Origin of the sequence: Shewanella oncorhynchi (assembly GCF_012584455.1) — a bacterium.
Lineage (GTDB): Bacteria > Pseudomonadota > Gammaproteobacteria > Enterobacterales > Shewanellaceae > Shewanella > Shewanella oncorhynchi.
On the sequence record NZ_JABAEB010000005.1, the window covers coordinates 370,622 to 392,990 of the forward strand.

Genomic DNA, 22,369 nt, shown 5'->3' on the forward strand with positions numbered 1-22,369 from the left:
GAAATTTTCAGCTTTGTAGGTGTTTAAGGTTTGATTCCGATGTATGAGACGTTAAAGATCAGGTTGTCATTTGGGGATGAACTTCTGCCTTTAACCGGCGCTTGAGTTGATTCCTCAAGCGCCGATTGGGTAGTTAATTTGATGATGACCAATGTTACGGTAACTCATATTAAGCGCTAAAAGCTTAGTGCTAAGGACTGAAGAATCCGGTTTCTTGGCTTACTTGTTGTGTTGGCTGTTTAACATCCGTCACCGAGAATTGGATAATTTTGCGCCCCGAGGGGATGGCATCCTTATCGGCTAATACTGTGACGGGATAGTCCACTTGTTCACCCGCTGCCAAGGTAATAATAGGATCGGCAATCAAGCTAAAGGGCATTTCACTGTCGACGGCGAGTTGATACTGCTTAGTATCTTGCGTCTTGTTGCGGATCTTTAGCTGATAGGTATTTTCAACTTTATTATCCGAGGTTTCACGGTACAAGCTTTGGCGATCACGGATCACGTTAAGCTGGATCTCGCTGCGGCTATTTAAGTCTAACCCTATGACGATAAACATGATAATGACCGCTGCACCGTAGCCTAAGAAACGCGGCGAGCGCCAATAGGAGTAATTCACTCCCTTAAGATCATTTTCACTCATATAGCCGATAAGATTCTGCTTGTAATCGAACTTCAACATAGTCTCATTACAGGCATCGACACAGGCGCCGCAGTTGATGCACTCATATTGCAAGCCGTTACGAATATCTATCCCTGTTGGGCAAACTTCGACACACAAATTACAGTCAACACAGTCACCTAAAGTATGGTCATCTTGATTGTTCTCTTGTTTACGTTTGCGAGGGCCACGGGCTTCACCGCGCTGTGCATCATAGGTCACGGTTTTAGTGTTGGCATCAAACATCACTGCTTGGAAACGTGAATAGGGGCAGCAATGTAAGCACATTTGCTCGCGCATCCAGCCCGCATTGAGATAAGTACAAATGGCGAAAAACCACACCCAGCTTGTCACCCAGAAGCTGGCATTACCCGTCAATATGTCCACATAAAGTTCGCGGGCGGGAATAAAATAACCGATAAAACCACAGCCAGTGAGCAGAGCTGTTAGACCCCAAAGTAAGTGTTTTGCACTTCTTTTACCGATTTTACTGCTAGACCAAGGGGCTTTGTCGAGCTGCTTACGTTTATTACTGCTGCCTTCGATGCGCGTTTCTATCCACACATAGATAAAGGTCCACGCTGTTTGTGGGCAAAGGTAACCGCACCAAACACGGCCCCAAAATACGGTAATGAAAAACAGACCGAAGGCGGCGGCGATAAAAATCCATGCCAGCAAGGTAAAGTCCTGTGGCCAGAGCGTGATACCAAAGAAAAAAAACTGTTGTTGGCTGATATCTAACAGTATTGCTTGGCGGCCATCAATAGAGATAAACGGCAAGGCGAAAAACATCACGATCAATAGGCTATTCATCATGGTTCGCAGGCGCTGAAAATCACCTTTTTGCTCACGGAAATGGATATTGCCAGAGGGGAGACGACTCTTTGCTGCGGTTTCAGTAGAGAGGTTTTTAACCGGAATGTGTAGCTCTACTGAGGCAGGTTTCGCGCCCACACTCTTATTTACACTTGGAGAATTTGGGGTAACTTCGCTCTTGGGCATAAAGGGTCCTAACGGCTTAAATAAGATTCGCCTCCCTATAGCAAGCGCTAGGCCAAGTTTTGAATGATTCAACCTTATGATATATATGGTTATTTTGTGATTAAAGCCAGATAAAGATCACGATATATCACACATTGGCGATATATCGCGTTTTTAGTGTGCTCGTTTTGAATTAGATTTCACTCGATTGACGCTGGATCCCCAGTTTTTTCATTCGCGATCTCAGTGTACTTGCGGGCACACCGAGGACATTCGCTGCGCCGAGTGGGCCAGATATGCGCCAGTTTAAGCGCTTAAGGGTTTGTTCTATATGCAGCGCTTCCGCTTCCGCTAAGGTTTGCCCTTGGGTTTGAGCTAAGGGATTATTGCTCGGCATAGCGTGGATCTGCAGAATATCTCCTTGGGATAGAATGGCTTCGCGTTCGAGGATATTTTGCAGTTCGCGCACATTGCCCGGCCAAGTATAAGCCATGAGTTTTTGTAGCCCTTTTTGGCTCACTCCACGAATTTTTTTACCTAGCTTACGATTCAAGTTGTGCAGAATATGGCTGACGAGTTCGGGAATATCTTCGATTCTTGCGCGCAGTGGTGGTACTTGAATAGGGAATACATTCAAACGGTAATAGAGATCCATCCTAAATAATCCCTGTTCGACTCGCTTGAGTAAATCGTGGTGACTGGCGGCGACTAAGCGAATATCCACTTGAATGGTTTCGCTGCCACCGAGACGTTCAAAGGATTGTTCTTGGATGACTCGCAGTAGTTTTGATTGGGCTTCTAAACTGAGTTCAGCGACTTCGTCGAGGAACAGTGTGCCTTGATGAGCAAGTTCGAAGCGACCTTTACGGCGGCTCGTGGCGCCAGTAAATGCCCCCTTCTCGTGACCAAAGAGTTCACTTTCTAGTAAAGATGCCGAAAACGCGGCACAGTTGACACTGATCATGGGTTTATCTTTGCGGCGACTGAGCTGATGTAAGTTACGGGCAACGAGTTCTTTTCCTGTGCCATTTTCACCACAAATGAGCACAGTACTGTCGGTATTGGCCACCATGTGCAATTGCTGGATCATATGGCGGATCACTGTACTGGCACCCGAAATATCCACATCACCCGTTTTGTCTGCCAACTCTGCCTGTAGATAATGATTTTCAGAGGCGAGTCGCTCCGAGAGTGCTTGTACTTGGGCTAGGGCTTGGCGTAATGACTGCTCTGTTTGTTTTTGAATACTAATGTCGCGAAATATCGCGACTACGCCAATCAGTTGATTGTCACGGTAAACAGGGGTGGAACTGTAATGAACGGGGAAGCTACTGCCATCTTTACGCCAAAATACATCGTGGGTGATTTCTCGGGTGATCCCATCCTTTAAGGTGTTGTAAATTGGACAATCCTCTTGGGGATAATGACTGCCATCTGCATGACTGTGATGATGGCAGTTATGGATGTTTTTACCGAGTAGCTCTTCATTCTTCCAACCCGTCATACGTTCGGCTGCCGGATTGATAAACACCGCATTACCGCTTAAATCAAATCCATAAATACCTTCGCCGACAGCGTTGAGCAGTAACTGGTTTTCCGGTAAGAAATGCTTATCTATCGATTTTTCATTATTGACTGAAATCTTATTGGTCATCTGTCTTACTCTGGTTTTGGCGGTATTTTCTGAGTATACCTTAAGTACTGTGACGCGATATATCGTGTTTTTGATTGTGCCCTTTAAGCATTTTTTCTTTGGTGATTTTTCTGCTCACACTTTTTGCCGTTCGAGTACATTTTACTTGGTGCCATACTCTAAAAAATATTTTCATCTAAGAAATTGATATAAAAGATAAATGACTAATATTCATTCAAAAGTCTGATTTAACATTGGATATTGTTTAATTTATGTTATAAAAATGTTTGTGTTATGTGGTTTTGTATTGGCCGTGGTAGCAAGGTTTAGGGACGAGAATCGCACAAAGCAGGTCAGGTATTCTAAAAATAATAAGCAGTTGGGATGAATATGATGACCTCAAAGAAGCAGAAGTTTGGATTAAGTGCAGTGAGTTTGGCGATTACTCTAGCCTTGTCTGGTAGTTTAATCAGTCCGCAGGCAATAGCAGAAGAAGATGAGACGGCTGTTAAAAATGAGAACGTTGAAAAAATTGCAGTTGTAGGGTCCCGTGCTGCGCCACGCTCAATCGGCGATTCCCCCGTTCCTATTGATATTATTAGTAGTGACGACCTTAAAAAGAATGGTTCGACTGACATGATTGATATGTTAGTGACTTCGGTGCCATCGTTTAACTCACGCGCTCAACCCATTAGTGATGCAGCAACCTTAGTTCGTCCCGTTAATTTACGGGGTTTGCCATCAGACAGTACGCTAGTGCTAGTCAACGGTAAGCGTCGTCACCGTGCATCTGTGATTGCGTTCCAGGGTGGTGGTATTAACGATGGCGCTCAAGGTCCTGATATCTCAGTTATTCCTGGTTCTGCATTAAAGCAAGTTGAAGTGTTGCGCGACGGTGCTGCTGCGCAATATGGCTCTGATGCGATTGCAGGAGTCATGAACTTTGTTTTAAAAGATAATTCCGAGGGTGGTTCCATCACTGTGACCCAAGGAGAATATTACGAGGGTGATGGTGCTACGACTACGGTCGAAGGTGATGTTGGTTTACCTGTGACTGAAAATGGCTTCGTCAATTTGAGCTTCCAGTATAAAAATGCTGACTCCACTAGCCGTAGTGTGCAGCGTCCTGATGCGGCTAACTTAGCCGAGCAGGGTAATACCGCGATCAATGACCCCGCTCAAGTGTGGGGTAATCCTGAAATTAATGATGACTATTCAGTGTTCATTAACTCAGGCTTAGACATTAATGCCAACATGCACGCCTATGCCTTTGGTAATCTGTCCTCCCGCGATGCCGTGGGGGGCTTCTATTATCGTTACCCACAAAATCGTAGCAATGTGTATTCCAATGATGGTGGCCAGAATTTACTTGTGGGCGCAGTAAATGGTGATCCATCAACATGTGGACTCGTACCTATCCCTAAAAATGCTGATGGAAGTGACGGCAACGTACTCGACACTGATGCATACAAGGCGATGGTTGCCGACCCAAATTGCTTTGCTATGAACCAGATATTTCCAGGTGGTTATACGCCGCAGTTCACTGGCACCATTGAAGATATGTCCTTCTTCGCAGGTGTAAAAGGCGATATCGGTGAATGGAATTATGATTTCAGTGCTGGTACGGGGGCGAACAAAGCCAGTTTTGGTCTTAAAAATTCGTTGAATCCATCACTGGGATTAGATACACCGACGGATTTCGATACGGGAGCTTACGAGCAAGTTGAAACTACCGTTAACCTCGATTTCTCGCGCTTCATAACCTTAGGAGGCATTGAAGACATTAGTTTTGCTTCTGGTTTTGAATGGCGAAATGAGTCGTTTGAGATTTCTCAAGGTGATGAAGCCTCGTGGATTGCAGGCCCTTATGCTAACCAAGGTTTTAACATTGGTGCGCACGGTTTTAAAGGCTTTGGCCCAGAATCTGCGGGTAAAAACTCTCGCCACAATATCGGTATTTATACGGATTTAGAAGCTTATTTAAGTGATGACTGGTTACTCGGTTTAGCACTGCGTTACGAAGACTTCTCAACCTTTGGTGATACGTTAAATTACAAATTGACGTTGCAGTATTCTGCAACGGATGAATTGTCGTTCCGCGCCTCACACAGCACTGGCTTTCGTGCGCCAACGGTTGGCCAAGAAAACGTGGTGAATACCCAGACATCGATCATCGATGGTGAATTGATCCAGACCTTTATCGCCCCTCCAACCGATCCGCTTGCGGCATTTTACGGTGGTGAAGTATTAAAGCCTGAAGAGTCGATTAGTTATGCGATTGGTGCTGTATATGAGTACGAAAGCTTCTTCTTAACGGTCGACTACTACAATATTGCCGTTGAGGGCCGTATTGCACAGTCGAGTAAGATTGATGTTGAGGCTAAAGATTATGATGCTTTACGTGCCGCTGGGGTTGAGTTCCCTGAGTTGATCCAAGGTGTGAGCTATTACACCAATGACTTTGATACTACGACTCAAGGTATCGACATCGTCGCCTCCTATGATGCAGAAATCCTGTCGGGTAATGCTAAATTCAGTCTTGCCTATGGTTGGACCGATACCAGCGTTGATAAGTTTGATCTTAAAACGACCGATGCGGGTAAAGTTCGTCGATTAGAAGATGGTATCCCAGCGCACCGTGCCACCTTAACTTGGGCACAGTCATGGGACAAGGTAACCCTGTCACTACGTGGTAACTATTTTGGTGAGTACTATGCGACTCACGCTGATGATACCTCTGACTGGGGCTCTGAAATGGCTGATGCTGCAGTGACCGTCGATCTTGAAATGAGCTATCAATTACTTGATGGCTTAACCCTGGCGGTGGGGGCTAATAATCTATTTGATCAAGAAGCGCAAAAGCTGAAAGAAGGGACCTTGGGTGAACTCGGTGGCGTTTATTATGAAAGTGGGCCATTCGATTACAACGGCGGTTTCTACTATGGTCGAGTGAATTACCGTTTTTAATGAGTAAGCCAATTTATAGAAGCGATTTCTAACCCACCTTTCAAGAAATTTGGCTTTTATAAATAGAAGTGAAGTAAGCAAAAAGGCTGCAATGCAGCCTTTTTTATTCGTATTTGACTCGTCCTAAATATGGTTTAGGGCTTAGTTACGATTCGTTTGCGCGGCAACTAAACCATTTAACACATCACTCATACTGAGTTTTGACGGCAAGAGAATCCCATTAGGGGCGCTTGGACCATAAATTTTATTGTAGGGCGTGCCGGGCACTCCTTCATGGCGCATATAGGTTTCAATCGTTTTATTCGCCTCACTCCAGTTACCTTGCATCAGGATGATATTGTCGGCCATCAAGGCATTTACAATTTGCTCCCTGTGGGTGACTTCCGCTTTATTCGTTTGGCAGATGGTGCACCAATCAGAGGTAATATCGACAAAGACGGTATAGCCTTGGGCAACCAGAGGCGCGATTTTCTCTGGGGCTAAGGTGTGCCATTGTAGTTTTTGATAGGCTTGGTAATCCTCGCTTTTGTGCACAAATCCAATAATAGCACTGAGTCCTAAGGCGAAAAATCCCAGCACAAAAATCACCGTCAGCGGTATGGTTTTACCTTTTTGTCTTTGCCAAAGCAGTAATAAGATCGCACCTATTAATAGGCAAAGAATAAAAATACTGATCAGCGTTATAGTGTTCATAAAATGTCCTGATTGAGAATCGCCTTTGTGGTGATTGCGATGAAGGCTTAGGTATTAAGGTTTGGCTATAAAGATTAGGTTAGCGCTAATCTTAGCGGTTAACGGCTTAAATCAGTGTGAATTTATGGGATTATCGCGTTTGGGGTTCTCTTAAATGACTGTTCATTTATTGAAAATGGATTTATTAGCGTTAACGCCTTGATGGCGCGATGCTAGAATGGCAAGCAAGTTTAAGGCCCAGCAGTGGGCTTTTTTATTCGGCGAAAGGTGTCATCAATGAGTTGGAGTACTTGGTTAGGTTTATTGGCTATTTGTTGTTTGGGGGCTATGTCGCCGGGCCCAAGTTTGACTATGGTAGTACGTCATACTTTAGGTGGTGGGCGGGGAAAGGGGATCGTCTGTGCTTGGGCACACTCGATAGGGATTGGGATCTATGCGCTGGTGACGTTACTGGGCTTAGCCGTAGTTCTTAAAAAGGCGCCCTTAGTCTTTAATGGCATTGCGATTCTCGGTGCCTTATACCTTGCTTGGATGGGAGTTCAAGCGCTGCGTTCTAATGGCGGTATGCAAGCTAAATTGGCTGCAGGGGAGGCGACAGATACCTTAACCGCAGCCCGTGATGGTATCGCTATTTCTTTATTCAACCCTAAGATAATGCTATTTTTTCTTGCGTTATTCAGCCAATTTGTGATGGTCGCCGACAGCATGACGGCTAAAGCATTAATTGTTTTTACACCGTTAGTGGTCGATGGTCTTTGGTACACCTTGATAGCCTTATTGCTATCCCACTCGAGTGTGTTGCCTAAATTGAGAGAGAAAGCGGGGGTAATTGATAAGTTATCCGGCGTAGTATTAATATTGCTGGCGATCCGTGTGGTGTACACGCTTTAGTGATCTATCTAAAATTATTGGTTTTAAATAACAAACACGCCATCAATCGATGGCGTGTTTGTTGATGGCTATGCATTTAAATCAAGGCGTGATTAGCCTTTAAACATTTGCACAGAATTATCAGCTTCTTCTGCCACACTTTCTTGGATAATGGGTGGATTGGCAATGTGGTCGTCTAAGTTGTCACTCAGCATTTCTTTGAATTCACTGCTAAACCATTCTAATGCGCTCTCTTTTTCAGCACCGAGATCCGCTGATTTAATCGCGGCTTCGAAGGCATTAAAACGTGCTGCGGCAAAACGGAGTGCTGTGCCAACTTTACCTACATCTGCTTCTTGTTGGCTTAGCTGATTGGCTAAGGCAATAAACTGATCGGCAAGTTCGTAAATGGTGGTGCTGCTCGTGTCGGTCATGGCGTTCACTCTAAAAAAGTAACAGATTAAAGTTCGATTCTAACTTAATTGGTGTAAGAAGGAATCGTCAGGCATTAACTATTGGGATCTGTGTCGGTAATGACGACTCCTGTGTGGGAGTCATAATTAATCGACAGTTTATCGTTTGCTCGATACAAATAAGTGCACTGGCCAGGATCGGTATAACTGGCTTTATAGTCGGTTTCAGTCGCATCAACATTCAAGCGCGAGACACTCGGCTGGGCATTTTGGAATAATACTTCCCATACCGATATACAGTCTTCGACATTATCGAGTGCCGGAGAGGCCTCATTACCATGGATATAGTGTTGTGCTGGCCAACCGAAGGCGTTGAAATCTATTTGTTCGGATTGTGCTGTACCAAATACGGGTAAATCCTCTTTTGGACCTGAGCCCACTTTTACAGCCCATACGGAACGTGCCAGATTGATAGCTGATTTAAAGCCTCCGCCTGCCGCTTTAACGGTTGCAATTTGCGCATCTTGTTGCACATTGATAAATTTTGGCAGGGCCACTACGGCTAAAATACCGAGCACTATGATGACCACCACAAGTTCAATTAAGGTGAAACCCGTTTGATGTCTTTGAATTGATTTATCAGAATGTTGGATCATCATTACGTATCAGAGTGTGCGAGAATGGGCGCACTATATCACTTAATTTCGAATGTTTTAAATTGAAAGTCTTAACGTGAGACCTAGCAGGTTTAGTGGTATTACTTAGCGGCAGGTAAGGTCTGCAAACTTGCCATACCACTATAGGACTTTTAAGCTAACCCGATTATAGAATTGAGGAAGTAAAATAGTGACTCAGGCGACATGGCAAACATTTATCGATGAGCAAAGAGCTTTGCCTTATTTTCAGCAACTAAGCGCATTTGTTGATAATGAACGCAGGGCTGGGAAAGTGGTTTATCCCCCCGAAGTTGATGTTTTCAATGCTTTTAGTATGACGCCCCTTGAACAAGTCAGAGTGGTTTTGATTGGCCAAGATCCCTATCACGGCCCAGATCAAGCCCATGGTTTATGTTTTTCGGTTAAACGCGGGATAAAACCACCGCCATCTTTAGCCAATATGTACAAAGAATTAGCGACGGATATTGAAGGTTTTGTTGTGCCATCCCATGGTGATTTATCCGCATGGGCGGAGCAGGGGATACTGATGCTCAATACTGTGCTGACGGTTGAGCAAGGCAAGGCGCATTCCCATGCCAAAGCCGGGTGGGAAGTCTTTACGACTGCGGTGCTGGAATTATTAAATCGGCAGACTCAGCCGATTATTTTCGTGCTTTGGGGTAGTCATGCCATTAAAAAGGGTCAAGTCGTTAACGCACCGCAACATCAAGTGCTCACAGGACCACATCCTTCACCTTTATCGGCTTATCGCGGTTTTTTTGGTTGTGGGCATTTCTCTCAAGTGAATCAATTATTGCTTGAGCGAGGCGAAACGCCGATCCTTTGGCAGGTTTGATTTTAGGATTGCGGTTAAAGCAATAAAAAAGGTCTTACTGAGTAAGACCTTATTTTTGTGGCGAAATTACATTAGTTAGCAATCAGTGGTTTCTGTCGACCGAAATCTTAGCTAGCGTTACTAAGGCTTGCTTATAGTCGCTATCGGGTAAAGCAGATAATGCCGCGATGGCTTTCTCTGATTCTTCAATTGCTTTTTGTTGGGTGTAGTTTAACGCGCCGCAATGGTGCAGTGCTGCTACGATTTTATCTATGGCCTGAGTACCATCACCTTGCTCAATTGCTTGACGTATGAGCTGTTTCTCTTCGTCTGTGCCATGGGCAATGGCATAGATGAGTGGCAGAGTCGGTTTACCTTCGGCAAGGTCATCGCCAATATTCTTACCTAGCTCGTCACTGTCGGCGGTATAGTCGAGTAAGTCGTCGGTAAGCTGAAAGGCGGTGCCGAGATATTTACCATAGTTGCCTAAGGCGGTTTCTTGCTCAGGCGTTGCACCTGCTAGCACGCCCGCAAGTAGCGTAGCGGCTTCAAATAACTTGGCTGTTTTGCAATAAATGACCCGCATATAGCTTTCTTCAGTGGTGTCTGGGTCATTACAATTCATCAGCTGTAAGACTTCACCCTCGGCCAACACGTTAGTCGTATCAGCTAACACTCTGAGCACTTTCATGTTGTCAAGTTCGGTCATCATCTGGAATGAGCGGGTATAAAGGAAATCCCCGACTAGCACACTGGCACTATTGCCAAACAGTGCATTGGCGGTTTCTCGTCCGCGGCGTAACGTCGATTCATCAACGACATCATCATGGAGCAATGAGGCTGTATGGATAAACTCAATAATCGCCGCTAGCTTAAGATGTGCTTCGCCTTCGTAGCTCACTGCACGTGCGGCTAAAACCGACAGCAGAGGACGAAGACGTTTACCACCACCATTAATAATGTAAAAACCTAATTGATTAATTAGGGCGACATCTGATTCAAGCTGTTTATATATCAGCTGATTGACTGCTTGCATATCAGTGTCAGCCAGTTGACGAATAGCGTTTAAATCCATAATAGACTCTGGTTGTGGGGTCATTACGTACCCGGCCCCTGTTTAGGCTCACGTGTTATAATGAAATGAATTTTACCTAAAATTCTGACATATGACAGCACTAGCTCAACTAATGTGAGAGTTAATCCGGTCTTTTTTTATTCTTTCCTAATTAGGGCTTGCCAGAGTTGGATTCTTCGCGTAAACTCCGCGCCCATTGTCAATAAAGTTTTTGTAGCACCCTGCCTCATCCAAGAATGAGCCCGCGTGTTAGGAATTGGAGTAAAATAGCTATGTACGCTGTTTTTCAAAGTGGTGGTAAACAACACCGTGTAGCTGAAGGCCACACAGTACGTTTAGAAAAGTTAGAAGTTGCAACTGGCGAAACTATCGAGTTCGATCAAGTTCTTTTGATCGCTGATGGCGAAACAGTGCATGTTGGTGCTCCTTTAGTAGCTGGCGGTAAAGTCGTTGCTGAAGTTGTAAGTCACGGTCGTGGCGATAAAGTTACTATCGTTAAGTTCCGTCGTCGTAAGCACCACGACAAGAAAATGGGCCACCGTCAGTGGTTCACTGAAGTTAAAATTACTGCTATCAACGCATAATAGGAGTCTAACTCATGGCACATAAAAAAGCTGGCGGTTCTACTCGTAACGGCCGCGATTCAGAAAGTAAACGTCTAGGTGTTAAGCGCTTTGGCGGTGAATCAGTTCTAGCTGGTAACATTATTGTTCGTCAACGTGGTACTAAATTCCACGCTGGTGTAAACGTAGGTATTGGTCGTGACCATACTCTGTTTGCTCTGACTGACGGTAAAGTTAAATTCGAAGTTAAAGGCGCTAATAACCGTAAGTTTATTAGCATCGAAGCTTAACTTTCGAACCTAGCTTATACTGTTAAAGCCCCGCCATTGGTGGGGCTTTCTGTTTTTTGTGCTTCTATTTACGCCGTGTAGATGCTTGAGTTGGTAAATGATTACCAAGAATGAGCATTGACAGGTAAGATTGGGAGCAAAGTATCTCGAGTTTTTTGGCGACCAATGAAGTTAGACGGTATAATTGCTTCATTCAGTGGTGCCAGGAGTAAGTATGAAGTTTGTCGATGAGGCAGTAATTAGGGTCGAAGCAGGCGACGGCGGTAGCGGTTGTGTTAGCTTTAGGCGCGAAAAATATGTACCTGATGGTGGTCCTGATGGTGGTGATGGTGGCGACGGTGGCAGTGTTTTTCTGCAGGCTGACGAAAACTTCAACACTTTGATCGAGTTCCGTTTTGAACGTTTTCACATGGCTGAACGTGGCGAAAATGGTCGTGGCCGTGATTGTACTGGTCATAGCGGTAAAGATTTGATCTTAAAAGTTCCTGTTGGTACTCGCGCGGTAGATCATGATACTGAAGAAGTCCTTGGGGATTTAACAACCCACGGTCAAAAGCTATTGGTTGCCAAAGGTGGTTTCCATGGTTTAGGTAACACCCGTTTTAAGAGCAGTACTAACCGTGCCCCACGTCAAAAGACGTTAGGCACACCCGGTGAAGTTCGTAGCCTTAAATTAGAGTTGTTACTGCTGGCTGACGTTGGTTTGCTTGGCATGCCTAACGCGGGTAAGTCGACATTCATTCGTGCGGTTTCCCGTGCAACGCCGAAAGTGGCTGATTATCCGTTTACAACACTGGTGCCTAACTTAGGTGTGGTTAATCCACGTCCTGGACAAAGCTTTGTGATTGCGGATATTCCTGGTCTCATCGAAGGCGCTGCCGATGGTGCGGGTTTAGGTATTCGCTTCTTAAAGCATCTTGAGCGTTGTCGTATTCTGCTGCACATCATAGATATTGAGCCGATTGACGGAACCGATCCGGTTGAGTCTGCACGCGCTATCGTAGGTGAGCTTGAGAAATACTCTCCAAAGTTGGCGAGTAAGCCACGTTGGTTAGTCTTTAACAAAACCGATCTGCTGCTTGAAGAAGAGCTGCAAGAGAAGGTTGATCGTATCGTTAAAGAAATGGGTTGGGAAGGCGATGTTTACACTATCTCCGCCTATAACCGCGACGGTACCAGTGAGTTGGCATTAAAACTCCTCGATTATATTGCGAGTCTTCCACCTGAAGACAATGAAGTCGACCCAGATAGTGAAGTTGAGTTCAAGTGGGATAATTATCATCAAGCAAACCTTGATTCATTGAATGAAGACTATGTTGATGAAGATGATGACGACGACTTTGATGATGACGACTACGACGTAGAAGTTATTTACCAAAGATAATAGTAATCTTTGAGTTTTGAGAGTTCTGTGTACGCTGATACTCAAAATGATATTACTCGGCAAGTTGTGCGTGCTGCACAATTGCTACTGGCCTACGGCGCGGAATCTGATTTAGTTGAAGAAATCAGCCAGCGTCTAGGTCAGGCTTTAGGTCTTGCTAGCGTAGAACTCTCTATTTCCTCTAATTCCCTCGTGTTAACCAGTTTGGTTCATGGTCGCTGTATCACAACTACTCGTCGTATTCGTGAGCATGGCATTAATATGACAGTCGTCTGTGAATTACAACGTATCTGTTTACTCGCGGAAAAGGGGCTGTATGGCCCAAATGAAGTGCGTAAACGTTTGGCGCGGATTGAACCTAAAACCTATCCTCCTAGCTTAGTGGTATTCATGATTGGCCTATCGTGCGCTAGCTTCTGTCATTTATTTAATGGCGATCTCACTGCATGCGTGATTACTTTTTTTGCCGCGGCAGTGGGTATGTCGGTACGTTTAGCAATTGCTAAGCGGCATTTTAATTTATTAGTCAATTTTGCCATCACAGCTTTCGTCACCAGTATGCTGGCTCAAACGGGTTATTTGTTTGAGTTAAGCGAAACTCCTAAGGCCGCTATGGCATCGAGTGTGCTGATGTTAGTACCGGGTTTTCCGATGATTAATGCGATTTCTGACATGGTAAAAGGGCACATGAATGTCGGTATATCCCGCTGGGGTCATGCTACTTTGCTGACCGTTTCTTCAGTGATAGGGATTACAATTGCGATGCAGATCGGTGGAATTTTCCTATAATGGAATTACTGATAACGCTGCTGCACGATGCTTTTTTCTCTGCCATCCCCGCCGTAGGATTTGCTATGGTATTTAATGTTCCTAAACGATTTCTTCCTTACTGCGCTTTAGCGGGAGCCATTGGCCACAGTTCCCGTACTTTAATGTTACAGTTTGGTCTGCCAATCGAGTGGGCAACCTTCGCCGCCGCGGCATTAGTAGGGATTATTACCATAGGGTTTGGTAAGCGCCACTTAGCGCCACCTTTAATGTATGCTGTCGCTGCGATTATTCCTATGATCCCAGGCACTTATGCATTTAATACTGTGATTGCCTTAGTGCAATTGACCGCTCAATCTCAAGTCAGTCCTGAACTGACGGGGCAAGTGATTAGCAATGGCCTCAAAACTGTCTTTATTCTAGGGGCGTTAGCCGTGGGTTTGGCCATGCCGAGTTTGCTGTATTTCAGGACCCGCCCCGTCATTCAATAATTCTATTTCTATAAAACAGGAGTGAGCATGCGCATTGCTATGATAGCCGCGATGGCAAACAATCGAGTCATCGGAAAAGATAATAAAATGCCATGGCATCTTCCAGAAGATCTACGTCACTTTAAAGCGATGACCCTAGGCAAGCCTGTTGTGATGGGACGTAAGACCTTTGAGTCAATCGGTAGGCCCCTTCCTGGTCGACATAACATAGTGATTTCACGTCAAACGGATCTTGTGATTGAGGGCGTGACCTGTGTGACCTCGTTTGATGCAGCCAAACAAGCTGCTGGTGAGTGTGAAGAGTTAGTGGTTATAGGTGGTGGCCAGCTTTATGCCGAGTTATTGCCCTGCGCCGATATCTTATATTTGACGCAAATCAATCTTAAGGTGGAAGGCGATACATTTTTCCCCCACTGGGACGATGGGACTTGGAAGGAAACTGAATCTTTGTCGAGTATAAATGCTGCTGGTTTGGAATATCGCTTTATCAATTTGGTAAAAAAATGTTAAATTGCAGCTTCTGTTGTGTACCCTGTGTGTATGGGGCGTCAGTTTATCTAACGTATTGCATCATATCGGACATTTAGTTTTCACGGAAAGAGATAGCCTATTTCGTTATCCTAGATTTCGAACGAGAGCTAAAGCCAAGAGGTCAATATTATTTAGACAATAGATGCGGCCCATACAGAATTGATAATAAAACTATAAGAAAGTATTAAGGAGTATCGGATGCGTCTTATGCCTGTGGCCTTGGCTGCGTTAATTGGATTTAGTTCTATTGCTGTACCAACCTCTGCTGTTGCGGGGGAAGATCCACTCGTAGCGAGTCTTTGTGATTATGTAAAAGCTAACGACAAAAACCGCTTACGTAAAAAGTTAAAAGAAAGCCGCGTTAAGTTACGTCAGATTTACAGTGGTATCAGTTGCGATGGTGCAAGTCTATTGCGCACCGCTTACGGTGCGAGTGCGAACGATACCGGTGAGTTTGTGGCTAAGCGTTTGTCGGCGACTGAATTGAGTGTTGCTGAAGCTGATGGGATGACAATCCAAGCTTGGGCTGAAGCAAACGGTCATGGTGCTAGCCCAATTACCGCTGCAGTGAAAGAGCGTCTTGGCGCTGCAGCTGGCGGTGAAGAAGAGTAATGCGAATTTGAACTTAGCGGCACTTTAGCCCTATTTGCTGCTACGTTATATTAAACGTCTAATATAAAGTATCTAGCATTAAGCTAGATAAAAATGCCAAACTTAAGTTTGGCATTTTTTATGGCCTTAATTTGTGCAAAGGCCGGAAAGTTCGAGTCGTCAGTAAGATAGGAAAGTGAATTCGTCTCAAAAGAAAGGGCCGCTAAGCGACCCTAGGTTTTAGTGGTGATAAACATTAGACTCTAAATTCACCGACCGAAGCTTGGAGTTCTTCGGCTAATTTGGCGACTTGATGGCTAGACTGAGCCGTTTGATCTGCACCGATAGCGGTTTCTTCTGAAATTGCTGCAATATGCTCTAGTTTTTCAGAAACTTGCTGGCTTACTAAATTCTGTTCCTGCGCAGCATGGGCGATATGGGTGCCAGAATCATAGGCCTTATGCACAGATTGGCTAATGGTTTCGAGGGCAATGTTGGCTTGCTCCGTTTTTTCAACACAGGCGTTGGCTTGAGCGCGCCCCATATCCATGGCGGCAACGGCTTGCTCTGCACCTTGCTGCAACACTTCGATCATCTGTTGGATCTCTCGGGTCGACACTTGAGTGCGTGAGGCTAAACTACGCACTTCATCGGCAACTACCGCAAAACCACGACCTTGTTCACCCGCACGGGCGGCTTCAATAGCAGCGTTAAGGGCGAGTAGGTTAGTCTGTTCTGCAATACCACGGATCACATCCAAAATTGAGCCAATAGAGGCGCTGTCCGACTGCACTTTATTGATCACAACACCCGCTTTAGCCACTTCATCGGCTAAAGCCAAAATAGTCAGTTTGTTCTCTTGCGCAATGGCACGCATATGCTGAGTTTCTTGATCAGCCTGTTTGATTTGCTCAAGGGCTTGATTGGCACTTAAAGACACCTGCTGAGCACTAGAGCTAAGTTCAGTTGTTGCAGTAGCCACTTGGTCAACTTGGCTTTTTTGTTCTTGTATGCCTGAGGTGGTTTGCGCTGTAATTGCCGATGTTTGTTCGGCTGCCGCGGCAAGTTGATTTGACCTATCTAGAATACCTATGATTAAACTGCGTAAGCTATCGACGAGACGATTACAGTTTTTTGCTAGTTCGGCAAATTCATCGTGTCCAGAGTCATCTAGCTTATGGGTAAGGTTGCCTGAGGCTAAGACGTTCAGGGCATTGTTCACTTGGCTGAGTGAGCGTTTTAGTGGATTCACCACAGCAAAACTCACAATCACAGCGACAACGATTGCTATTAACACGACAATCATGGTTTGTATGCTGGCAGAGTCAATCTTGGCTATGGTGTCATTGCTCATGTTCGCGGCAACAAGTTCGATGTTATCGCTGACATCATTCATGTTCGAATTGATGACTTTCACATCTTTTTCGATAATGCCAAGTTTTATCACAGCTTCTTTGGCGTGCGAGAGCTGACTCGATTTTAGCAGCAACATAGATTGCGGACCTGTGACGAGCGCTAATACTTTTTCGATATCTTTAGTGACTGAGCTTAAGGTATCCGCTTCGACAATACCTTGACCGTGACGATTCACATATTCAAGTTTGTTCTTGGTTTCGCTGATAATGTAGTCAAGTTCCTTTGAGATCAGTTCGTGCTTACTGTCTTCGTCATTCGTTACTAAATCTGCAATAGTGGTGATGATATTTCCGAGACTAGTATCAATAGCGCTGGCTGATGCAGCAAGACTCTGCTCATCGGGATTCTGACTGCTTTCTAAATCAACAATATCGAGCAGTTCTGATGAGGCATCATCGGCGGCATTTTCGAGCTTTTTCTTTAGTTCAACTAGCTGTTCTTGCTTGCTCAATGAGGCCTCACGTTCGGCGATCATGGCAATACTATCTCGCTCAAAGGTGGCAAAGCTGCCGCTTAATTGGGCAATTAAAGAAGATAGATTCTGCTGGCTCTTGACTAACTGAGTGAGGGTGGCAATTTCGTTTTTGAACTGAGTCCCGTGGTCTTCAAACACTTTACGAATATTCGGGATATTTGCCGATCTAGGGGTGTTATAGGCAATGAGGATTTGTCTTTGTTGCTCACTCAATGCTTCACTAAGGTGGTTTGTCGATTTCAGCGCGGGCAAGCTTAATTCTTGCATCATAGCAGAGCTGGCTTTTAGGCTATTGTTGGTTAAATAAGATGTAAATCCTAGCAACACGAGTAAAAGTGTGACAATACCAAATCCGCCAATCACTCTGGTGGCTACATTAAATTTCATAGGATACTCCGATTTTTATTATATTTTTCCAAATGAAAACAGGGTGATATTCAGGGTTAGGCGGCTCAGTCTGTTATCGACTTTAAGCTGTTTTAGTTTAACTCTTTTTTAACTTTTTTTGCGTAATTTTTTGGTCTTTTTCAAGATGCCATAAGGTTAAGTGCTCACCCCAGCAACAGCCTGTATCTAAAGCCTTTAATTTAGTATCGTCGACTTTGCCCATCAGCGCAGCCCAATGGCCAAATACTAAGGTATGACTCTGGCGCAGCGGCGAAGCAAACTCAAACCAAGGTTTGAGTTGTGGATTAGTACAGTTTTCAGGAGGTTGTTTGCAATCAAAATCAAGTCGGCCATCGACATAAAGATAGCGCATGCGTGTTAATGCATTGATGCAATAACGTAAGCGTTCTATGCCAATTGCACTTGGATCCCATTGCTCTGCGGTATCTGAATACATTTGGCTTATTAATGTCTCAAGATAATCATCGTGCTTGAGGGCGCGACTGACGAGTGCGGATTCTTCTCTTAATACCTCCAGCGACCACTGAGGTGGTACACCCGCATGACTCATAATGAGTTGGTGTTCAGGTAATTCACGCATAAGAGGTTGTTGTCTCAGCCAGTCAATTGAGGCTGAGATATCGGGGGATTCTAGAATTTCAGTGAGATTATCGCTGGGTTTAGCGCGCTTGAGCTTACCGTGTAATGCCATTAGATGGAGATCGTGGTTACCTAAAACCGTTTTAGCGGAATCACCTAAGGAGCGAAAAAAACGTAGCGTAGCTAAGGAGTCAGGTCCGCGTGCAACAAGATCACCTACAGCCCAGAGTTCATCGCGGGAAGGATTAAAATCGACCTTAGCTAGTAATTTTTGTAACTCAGCGAAACAGCCTTGAATATCACCAACAAAATAATGCGCCACAGTACCCCTTTCCTAACGATATTAATGTAGTAAGCCTGGGGTCGCTAAACGGAAGGGACGGATTGTCGCCTGGAAACGCTCACCCGATTCGCTGACCATACCATAAGTGCCGTGCATTATGCCAAGTGGCGTATCGAGCACAGTACCACTGGTGTATTGATAGGCAGTATTCGGCGCAATGGTTGGCGTTTCACCGACAACACCGGCACCTTGGACTTCACTGGTGTTGCCATTGGCATCAGTGATTATCCAGTGACGAGTTTCAAGTTTAGCCGCTTGCTCACCTAAATTGATGATAGTGATGGTGTAACTGAAGAGGTACTTTTCATCCTCGGGCGAGGACTGCTGCTCTATATACTCAGTTTTGACTTCGACCCGAATGGAGGTGTCCAATGCGCTCATTCTTGTTCCTAGGCTCTGGTCTAAGGGCACCTAAGTGCCCTGACATATTTATGCTTTCTTATCGCAAACCATGTTAGCCATAGCAACATATTGCTGCACGCTAATCTGTTCTGGGCGTTGACTTGAGTCAATCCCTAACTGCTCGAACTCATCGTCAGATAACATGTGCTTTAAGTTATTACGCAGAGTCTTACGACGCATGTTGAATGCGGTAGTACAAAGGTGGCGTAGTACGGTCACATCTTTACAAGGGAACGGCTTTACGGCGTATGGCAATAAGCGTACGACTGCTGAGTCCACTTTAGGCGCAGGGGTAAAGCTGTGGGGCGGCACTTCGAGAACCGGAACCACTTGGCAGAAGTATTGTGCCATGACCGTTAAACGGCCATAGGCTTTACAGCCTGGGCTTGCCGATAAACGCAGTACCACTTCTTTTTGTAGCATAAAGTGCATGGTTTCAATCTGTTCGGCAAATTCGAACAGGTGGAACATCAGCGGCGTTGAAATGTTGTAAGGTAAGTTACCGAACACTTTCATTTTTTTGCCAGGCACACTCAGTTGGCCAAAATCAAACTGCAGTGCATCACCTTGGTGAATAGTCAGTTTATTTTTAAGGACTGGGTGTTGATGTAAGCGTTCAACCAGATCGCGGTCGAGTTCGACGACAGTCAGATTATCCACAGCATCGGCTACAGGTTCAGTTAAGGCACCAAGGCCAGGGCCGATTTCGACCATCACATGGTGATTATCGGGTGCAATTGCACCCACAATGCGGTCAATCACATTGCCGTCGGTAAGGAAGTTTTGTCCGAAACGCTTTCTGGCCGTGTGGCCTAAATGTACTTTGTTGCTCATTAATAATGTAATCGTTTAGTTCTTTGAGGATAACTCAATGGCTTTATTCAGAGCACAGACAAAACTGCCAATATCGGCCTTGCCTGTACCCGCGAGATCGAGCGCCGTACCGTGGTCAACCGAGGTACGAATATAAGGTAAACCTAAGGTGATGTTTACCGATTTGCCAAATCCTTGTGACTTGAGAACGGGAAGTCCTTGGTCATGGTACATGGCCAAGACGACATCGGCGTCCTGTAAATATTTAGGTTGGAATAGCGTGTCGGCCGGTAATGGGCCGACAATATTCATTTGGAACTCTTCTCGCAACTCGTTGAGTGCAGGAATAATCACGTCGATTTCTTCACGCCCTAAATGGCCGTCTTCACCTGCGTGTGGATTGAGACCACAGACATAAATTTTCGGTGAAACTATGCCAAATTTGCTGATGAGATCGGCATGTAGAATCTTGATAATATGCTGTAAGCGTTGGCGTGTTATGGCTTTTGCAACATAGGCCAGAGGAATATGGGTGGTCACGAGTGCCACTTGCAAACCAGGCGTTGCCAGCATCATCACTACATCGGGGCAATTTGCTTGATGGGCAAAAAACTCAGTATGGCCACTAAAGGAAATACCTGCTTGATTGATAATGCCTTTATGCACGGGGCCTGTCACGACAGCATCAAACTCGCCGCTCATGTTTTTTTCGCCCGCATAACGCAAGGTTTCAACTACATAAGTGCTGTTTTGCTCATCGAGCTGACCACAAATCGATTCGCTCACTAACTTAAAGGGCGCTATGGTTAATGTGCCCGCTTCTTGCGGTTTAGGAGCTTGATTTGGCTGGTAAGGGCGGAAAGTCACTTGCAAACCGAGTCGTTTCGCACGGCTCGCAAGTAATTCTGGATCCGCACAAACGACTAACTCAGCAGGCCAAGCCTGCTGAGCGAGTTGTACGACTAAATCGGGGCCAATACCTGCGGGTTCGCCTGGGGTAACGGCAATACGTTTAGTGCTCAATTAGAATTAACCTCGATTGGTCTCTGGCTGGAAGATTTCAATGTATGCGTCTGAACGCATTTCGTCTAGCCAGTTTTGCAGTTCTTCGTTAAATTTGCGACGGAAGATCAACTGGTGCGCACGGTTGCTATTGAACTGATCCGTGGCGTCGGTTTTTCTGCGTTCTTCTAACTGAGTGATATGCCAACCGTGAGTCGTACGGAATGGCTCACTAATTTGGTCGTTTTTCAAACTGTTGAGCGTTTGAGCAAACTCAGGTACGTAAATGCTTGGTTCTGCCCAACCTAATTCACCACCTTTTGTGGCCGAACCAGGGTCTTCTGAGTACTGACGCGCTAGGTCTTCAAACTTAGCTTCACCTGAGCGGATTTGTTTCAGGAATTGCTCAAGCATGGCTTTAGCGCGGTCTTCTGACAGGATCGGCGATGGCTTGAGCAAAATGTGGCGCGCTCTAACTTCTTCGATTTCTTTGGTTTGTAGGCCGCGAGCATCCATGATCTTAATAATATGGAAACCTGCACCACTCTTAATCGGGCCGATAATGTCACCCATTTTCGCACCGTTAATCACTTCGGCGAACAGAGTTGGCATTTCGTTGATGTTCATATAATCCCAAATACCGCCTTCGAGTGCCTTAGGACCTGAAGAAGAAGCGATAGCGGTACGACGGAAATCCTCACCACTCTTCAAACGTTCTAATACGATATTGGCGCGTTTGCTTGATGCTTCGAGTTGTTCACTGGTGGGATTATTAGGCACGTCAATCAGGATATGGCCAATTTGGTATTCCACATCTTTCATCCCTTGTTCTTGGATGAGTTTGACTAGGCTAGTAATTTCCTGTGGTGATACTTGAATGCGGCGTTGTACTTGAATACGTTGAATTTCACCTAGAGTGATTTCTTCGCGCAATTGTTCTCGGTATTGGCTGAAACTTAAACCTTCGCTTTCAATTTTTTGTTGCATCTGCGCGACAGACATTTTTTGTTCGCGCGCGATGTTTTCAATCGCTTGGTCTAGTTGTAAGTCACCAATATTCAGCCCTATACGACTAGCCATTTGCAATTGTAGGCGAGTTAAGATTAAACGCTCAATCACCTGAGTGCGCAGGGCACTGTCAGAAGGTAACAATTGGTTTGCTGCTTTGGCATTCGCTTTAACAGTGTCAATCATGTTAGTGATTTCACTTTCGAGCACTATGCCGTCGTTAATTTGGACTGCAACGCGGTCGAGCGGCTGGGGGGCGGCCAATGTAGGTTGGCTGATCGCGAGTGCAAATAAAGCAAAAATCAGATGTTTACTGGGTTTCATCCACAAAATCCTTGGCACGTTCTAAGGTCAGGTTCGACGGCTTAATTGAAATAACTTTACCATTTATATCGAAATTACAGTGAGTTGCCCTAATGTAATTTTTTGGCGACGCATTTGAGTGCAAGGTTAGACCTTAAGATCCGTTTTTATTCGCTTTAGCAAAAGGTGAACGGTAAAGCACTCATTAATCTGTTTGG

At 45.1% G+C, this 22,369-nt stretch carries 22 protein-coding genes; 10 read left to right on the forward strand and 12 right to left on the reverse strand.

Translation table 11 applies throughout. The annotated features are described in order from the left end of the window. Nucleotides 1-190: 190 nt before the first annotated feature. Nucleotides 191-1,663: a cytochrome c oxidase accessory protein CcoG gene (gene ccoG / locus HGO26_RS10330; RefSeq protein ID WP_168825000.1), complete on the reverse strand. Its 1,473-nt coding sequence runs from the start codon at nucleotides 1,661-1,663 to the stop codon at nucleotides 191-193. 172 nt (nucleotides 1,664-1,835) lie between these two features. Beyond that, complete coding sequence (locus tag HGO26_RS10335) at nucleotides 1,836-3,296, reverse strand: sigma-54 interaction domain-containing protein (RefSeq protein WP_105250005.1); 1,461 nt, start codon at nucleotides 3,294-3,296, stop codon at nucleotides 1,836-1,838. A 369-nt stretch (nucleotides 3,297-3,665) separates the two neighbouring features. On the opposite strand from HGO26_RS10335, the gene HGO26_RS10340 reads away from it, so the two are divergent. Continuing rightward, nucleotides 3,666-6,242, forward strand: a complete 2,577-nt coding sequence (locus HGO26_RS10340) for a TonB-dependent receptor plug domain-containing protein (protein ID WP_168825084.1) — start codon at nucleotides 3,666-3,668, stop codon at nucleotides 6,240-6,242. Nucleotides 6,243-6,383: 141 nt separating this feature from the next. Here HGO26_RS10340 and HGO26_RS10345 read toward each other — a convergent pair whose 3' ends face one another. Beyond that, on the reverse strand, nucleotides 6,384-6,935 hold the full coding sequence (locus HGO26_RS10345; protein ID WP_113939891.1) for a thioredoxin family protein: 552 nt from the start codon (nucleotides 6,933-6,935) through the stop codon (nucleotides 6,384-6,386). A gap of 276 nt (nucleotides 6,936-7,211) precedes the next feature. On the opposite strand from HGO26_RS10345, the gene HGO26_RS10350 reads away from it, so the two are divergent. After that, nucleotides 7,212-7,826 carry a LysE family translocator gene (locus tag HGO26_RS10350; protein WP_168825002.1) on the forward strand — a complete coding sequence of 205 codons (615 nt, stop codon included), beginning with the start codon at nucleotides 7,212-7,214 and terminating at the stop codon, nucleotides 7,824-7,826. Between the two features lie 92 nt (nucleotides 7,827-7,918). On the opposite strand, the gene HGO26_RS10355 is transcribed toward HGO26_RS10350, so the two are convergent. Both HGO26_RS10355 and HGO26_RS10360 read right to left on the reverse strand, forming a co-directional pair. Next, entirely contained in the window at nucleotides 7,919-8,239 is a 321-nt protein-coding gene (locus HGO26_RS10355) for a DUF3144 domain-containing protein (RefSeq protein ID WP_105250001.1), read from the reverse strand. Nucleotides 8,240-8,313: 74 nt separating this feature from the next. Then, nucleotides 8,314-8,877, reverse strand: a complete 564-nt coding sequence (locus HGO26_RS10360; protein WP_168825004.1) for a pilus assembly FimT family protein — start codon at nucleotides 8,875-8,877, stop codon at nucleotides 8,314-8,316. Between the two features lie 187 nt (nucleotides 8,878-9,064). Here HGO26_RS10360 and ung point away from each other — a divergent pair, with 187 nt between their 5' ends. Next, nucleotides 9,065-9,730, forward strand: a complete 666-nt coding sequence (ung, locus tag HGO26_RS10365; protein ID WP_168825006.1) for a uracil-DNA glycosylase — start codon at nucleotides 9,065-9,067, stop codon at nucleotides 9,728-9,730. An 82-nt stretch (nucleotides 9,731-9,812) separates the two neighbouring features. Here the strand turns inward: ung and ispB are convergent, their stop codons facing one another. Then, on the reverse strand, nucleotides 9,813-10,784 hold the full coding sequence (ispB, locus tag HGO26_RS10370) for an octaprenyl diphosphate synthase (protein WP_049821790.1): 972 nt from the start codon (nucleotides 10,782-10,784) through the stop codon (nucleotides 9,813-9,815). Nucleotides 10,785-11,056: 272 nt separating this feature from the next. On the opposite strand from ispB, the gene rplU reads away from it, so the two are divergent. From rplU to HGO26_RS10405, 7 genes are all read left to right on the forward strand, one after another. Further along, a complete protein-coding gene (gene rplU / locus HGO26_RS10375) occupies nucleotides 11,057-11,368 on the forward strand; it encodes a 50S ribosomal protein L21 (RefSeq protein WP_006080526.1) in 312 nt (103 codons plus the stop codon). A 14-nt stretch (nucleotides 11,369-11,382) separates the two neighbouring features. Next, a complete protein-coding gene (rpmA, locus tag HGO26_RS10380) occupies nucleotides 11,383-11,637 on the forward strand; it encodes a 50S ribosomal protein L27 (protein ID WP_006080527.1) in 255 nt (84 codons plus the stop codon). Nucleotides 11,638-11,851: 214 nt separating this feature from the next. Continuing rightward, complete coding sequence (gene cgtA, locus HGO26_RS10385; RefSeq protein WP_105250000.1) at nucleotides 11,852-13,021, forward strand: Obg family GTPase CgtA; 1,170 nt, start codon at nucleotides 11,852-11,854, stop codon at nucleotides 13,019-13,021. 27 nt (nucleotides 13,022-13,048) lie between these two features. Continuing rightward, nucleotides 13,049-13,810 (forward strand): threonine/serine exporter family protein, encoded by a 762-nt coding sequence (locus HGO26_RS10390; protein ID WP_168825008.1) that lies wholly within the window; start codon nucleotides 13,049-13,051, stop codon nucleotides 13,808-13,810. Next, a complete protein-coding gene (locus HGO26_RS10395) occupies nucleotides 13,807-14,280 on the forward strand; it encodes a threonine/serine exporter family protein (protein ID WP_113939894.1) in 474 nt (157 codons plus the stop codon). The genes HGO26_RS10390 and HGO26_RS10395 overlap by 4 nt, the downstream gene beginning before the upstream one ends. Nucleotides 14,281-14,307: 27 nt before the next feature. Then, a complete protein-coding gene (folA, locus tag HGO26_RS10400) occupies nucleotides 14,308-14,790 on the forward strand; it encodes a type 3 dihydrofolate reductase (protein ID WP_168825010.1) in 483 nt (160 codons plus the stop codon). A 219-nt stretch (nucleotides 14,791-15,009) separates the two neighbouring features. Further along, nucleotides 15,010-15,423 carry a DUF3718 domain-containing protein gene (locus HGO26_RS10405; RefSeq protein WP_105249997.1) on the forward strand — a complete coding sequence of 138 codons (414 nt, stop codon included), beginning with the start codon at nucleotides 15,010-15,012 and terminating at the stop codon, nucleotides 15,421-15,423. Between the two features lie 235 nt (nucleotides 15,424-15,658). On the opposite strand, the gene HGO26_RS10410 is transcribed toward HGO26_RS10405, so the two are convergent. The 6 genes from HGO26_RS10410 to surA form a co-directional block, all read right to left on the reverse strand. Continuing rightward, nucleotides 15,659-17,680 carry a methyl-accepting chemotaxis protein gene (locus HGO26_RS10410; protein WP_168825012.1) on the reverse strand — a complete coding sequence of 674 codons (2,022 nt, stop codon included), beginning with the start codon at nucleotides 17,678-17,680 and terminating at the stop codon, nucleotides 15,659-15,661. 97 nt (nucleotides 17,681-17,777) lie between these two features. After that, nucleotides 17,778-18,602, reverse strand: a complete 825-nt coding sequence (locus tag HGO26_RS10415) for a symmetrical bis(5'-nucleosyl)-tetraphosphatase (protein ID WP_113939897.1) — start codon at nucleotides 18,600-18,602, stop codon at nucleotides 17,778-17,780. Nucleotides 18,603-18,623: 21 nt separating this feature from the next. Then, on the reverse strand, nucleotides 18,624-19,004 hold the full coding sequence (apaG, locus tag HGO26_RS10420; RefSeq protein WP_028761528.1) for a Co2+/Mg2+ efflux protein ApaG: 381 nt from the start codon (nucleotides 19,002-19,004) through the stop codon (nucleotides 18,624-18,626). A 48-nt stretch (nucleotides 19,005-19,052) separates the two neighbouring features. Beyond that, nucleotides 19,053-19,859, reverse strand: coding sequence for a 16S rRNA (adenine(1518)-N(6)/adenine(1519)-N(6))-dimethyltransferase RsmA (gene rsmA, locus HGO26_RS10425; RefSeq protein ID WP_028761527.1), 807 nt, complete (start codon nucleotides 19,857-19,859; stop codon nucleotides 19,053-19,055). Between the two features lie 15 nt (nucleotides 19,860-19,874). Beyond that, nucleotides 19,875-20,861, reverse strand: a complete 987-nt coding sequence (pdxA, locus tag HGO26_RS10430; RefSeq protein ID WP_105249994.1) for a 4-hydroxythreonine-4-phosphate dehydrogenase PdxA — start codon at nucleotides 20,859-20,861, stop codon at nucleotides 19,875-19,877. Between the two features lie 6 nt (nucleotides 20,862-20,867). Continuing rightward, the gene (gene surA, locus HGO26_RS10435) at nucleotides 20,868-22,172 is read right to left on the reverse strand and encodes a peptidylprolyl isomerase SurA (RefSeq protein WP_168825014.1); all 1,305 of its coding nucleotides are present in this window, start codon (nucleotides 22,170-22,172) and stop codon (nucleotides 20,868-20,870) included. Between the last annotated feature and the right edge of the window lie 197 nt (nucleotides 22,173-22,369).

Coding starts and splice junctions, on each gene's coding strand:
- ccoG (WP_168825000.1), bottom strand. CDS start 1,663: ATGCCCAAGAGCGAAGTTACCCCAAATTCTCCAAGTGTAAATAAGAGT.
- HGO26_RS10335 (WP_105250005.1), bottom strand. CDS start 3,296: ATGACCAATAAGATTTCAGTCAATAATGAAAAATCGATAGATAAGCAT.
- HGO26_RS10340 (WP_168825084.1), top strand. CDS start 3,666: ATGATGACCTCAAAGAAGCAGAAGTTTGGATTAAGTGCAGTGAGTTTG.
- HGO26_RS10345 (WP_113939891.1), bottom strand. CDS start 6,935: ATGAACACTATAACGCTGATCAGTATTTTTATTCTTTGCCTATTAATA.
- HGO26_RS10350 (WP_168825002.1), top strand. CDS start 7,212: ATGAGTTGGAGTACTTGGTTAGGTTTATTGGCTATTTGTTGTTTGGGG.
- HGO26_RS10355 (WP_105250001.1), bottom strand. CDS start 8,239: ATGACCGACACGAGCAGCACCACCATTTACGAACTTGCCGATCAGTTT.
- HGO26_RS10360 (WP_168825004.1), bottom strand. CDS start 8,877: ATGATGATCCAACATTCTGATAAATCAATTCAAAGACATCAAACGGGT.
- ispB (WP_049821790.1), bottom strand. CDS start 10,784: ATGGATTTAAACGCTATTCGTCAACTGGCTGACACTGATATGCAAGCA.
- rplU (WP_006080526.1), top strand. CDS start 11,057: ATGTACGCTGTTTTTCAAAGTGGTGGTAAACAACACCGTGTAGCTGAA.
- rpmA (WP_006080527.1), top strand. CDS start 11,383: ATGGCACATAAAAAAGCTGGCGGTTCTACTCGTAACGGCCGCGATTCA.
- cgtA (WP_105250000.1), top strand. CDS start 11,852: ATGAAGTTTGTCGATGAGGCAGTAATTAGGGTCGAAGCAGGCGACGGC.
- folA (WP_168825010.1), top strand. CDS start 14,308: ATGCGCATTGCTATGATAGCCGCGATGGCAAACAATCGAGTCATCGGA.
- HGO26_RS10405 (WP_105249997.1), top strand. CDS start 15,010: ATGCGTCTTATGCCTGTGGCCTTGGCTGCGTTAATTGGATTTAGTTCT.
- HGO26_RS10410 (WP_168825012.1), bottom strand. CDS start 17,680: ATGAAATTTAATGTAGCCACCAGAGTGATTGGCGGATTTGGTATTGTC.
- apaG (WP_028761528.1), bottom strand. CDS start 19,004: ATGAGCGCATTGGACACCTCCATTCGGGTCGAAGTCAAAACTGAGTAT.
- rsmA (WP_028761527.1), bottom strand. CDS start 19,859: ATGAGCAACAAAGTACATTTAGGCCACACGGCCAGAAAGCGTTTCGGA.
- surA (WP_168825014.1), bottom strand. CDS start 22,172: ATGAAACCCAGTAAACATCTGATTTTTGCTTTATTTGCACTCGCGATC.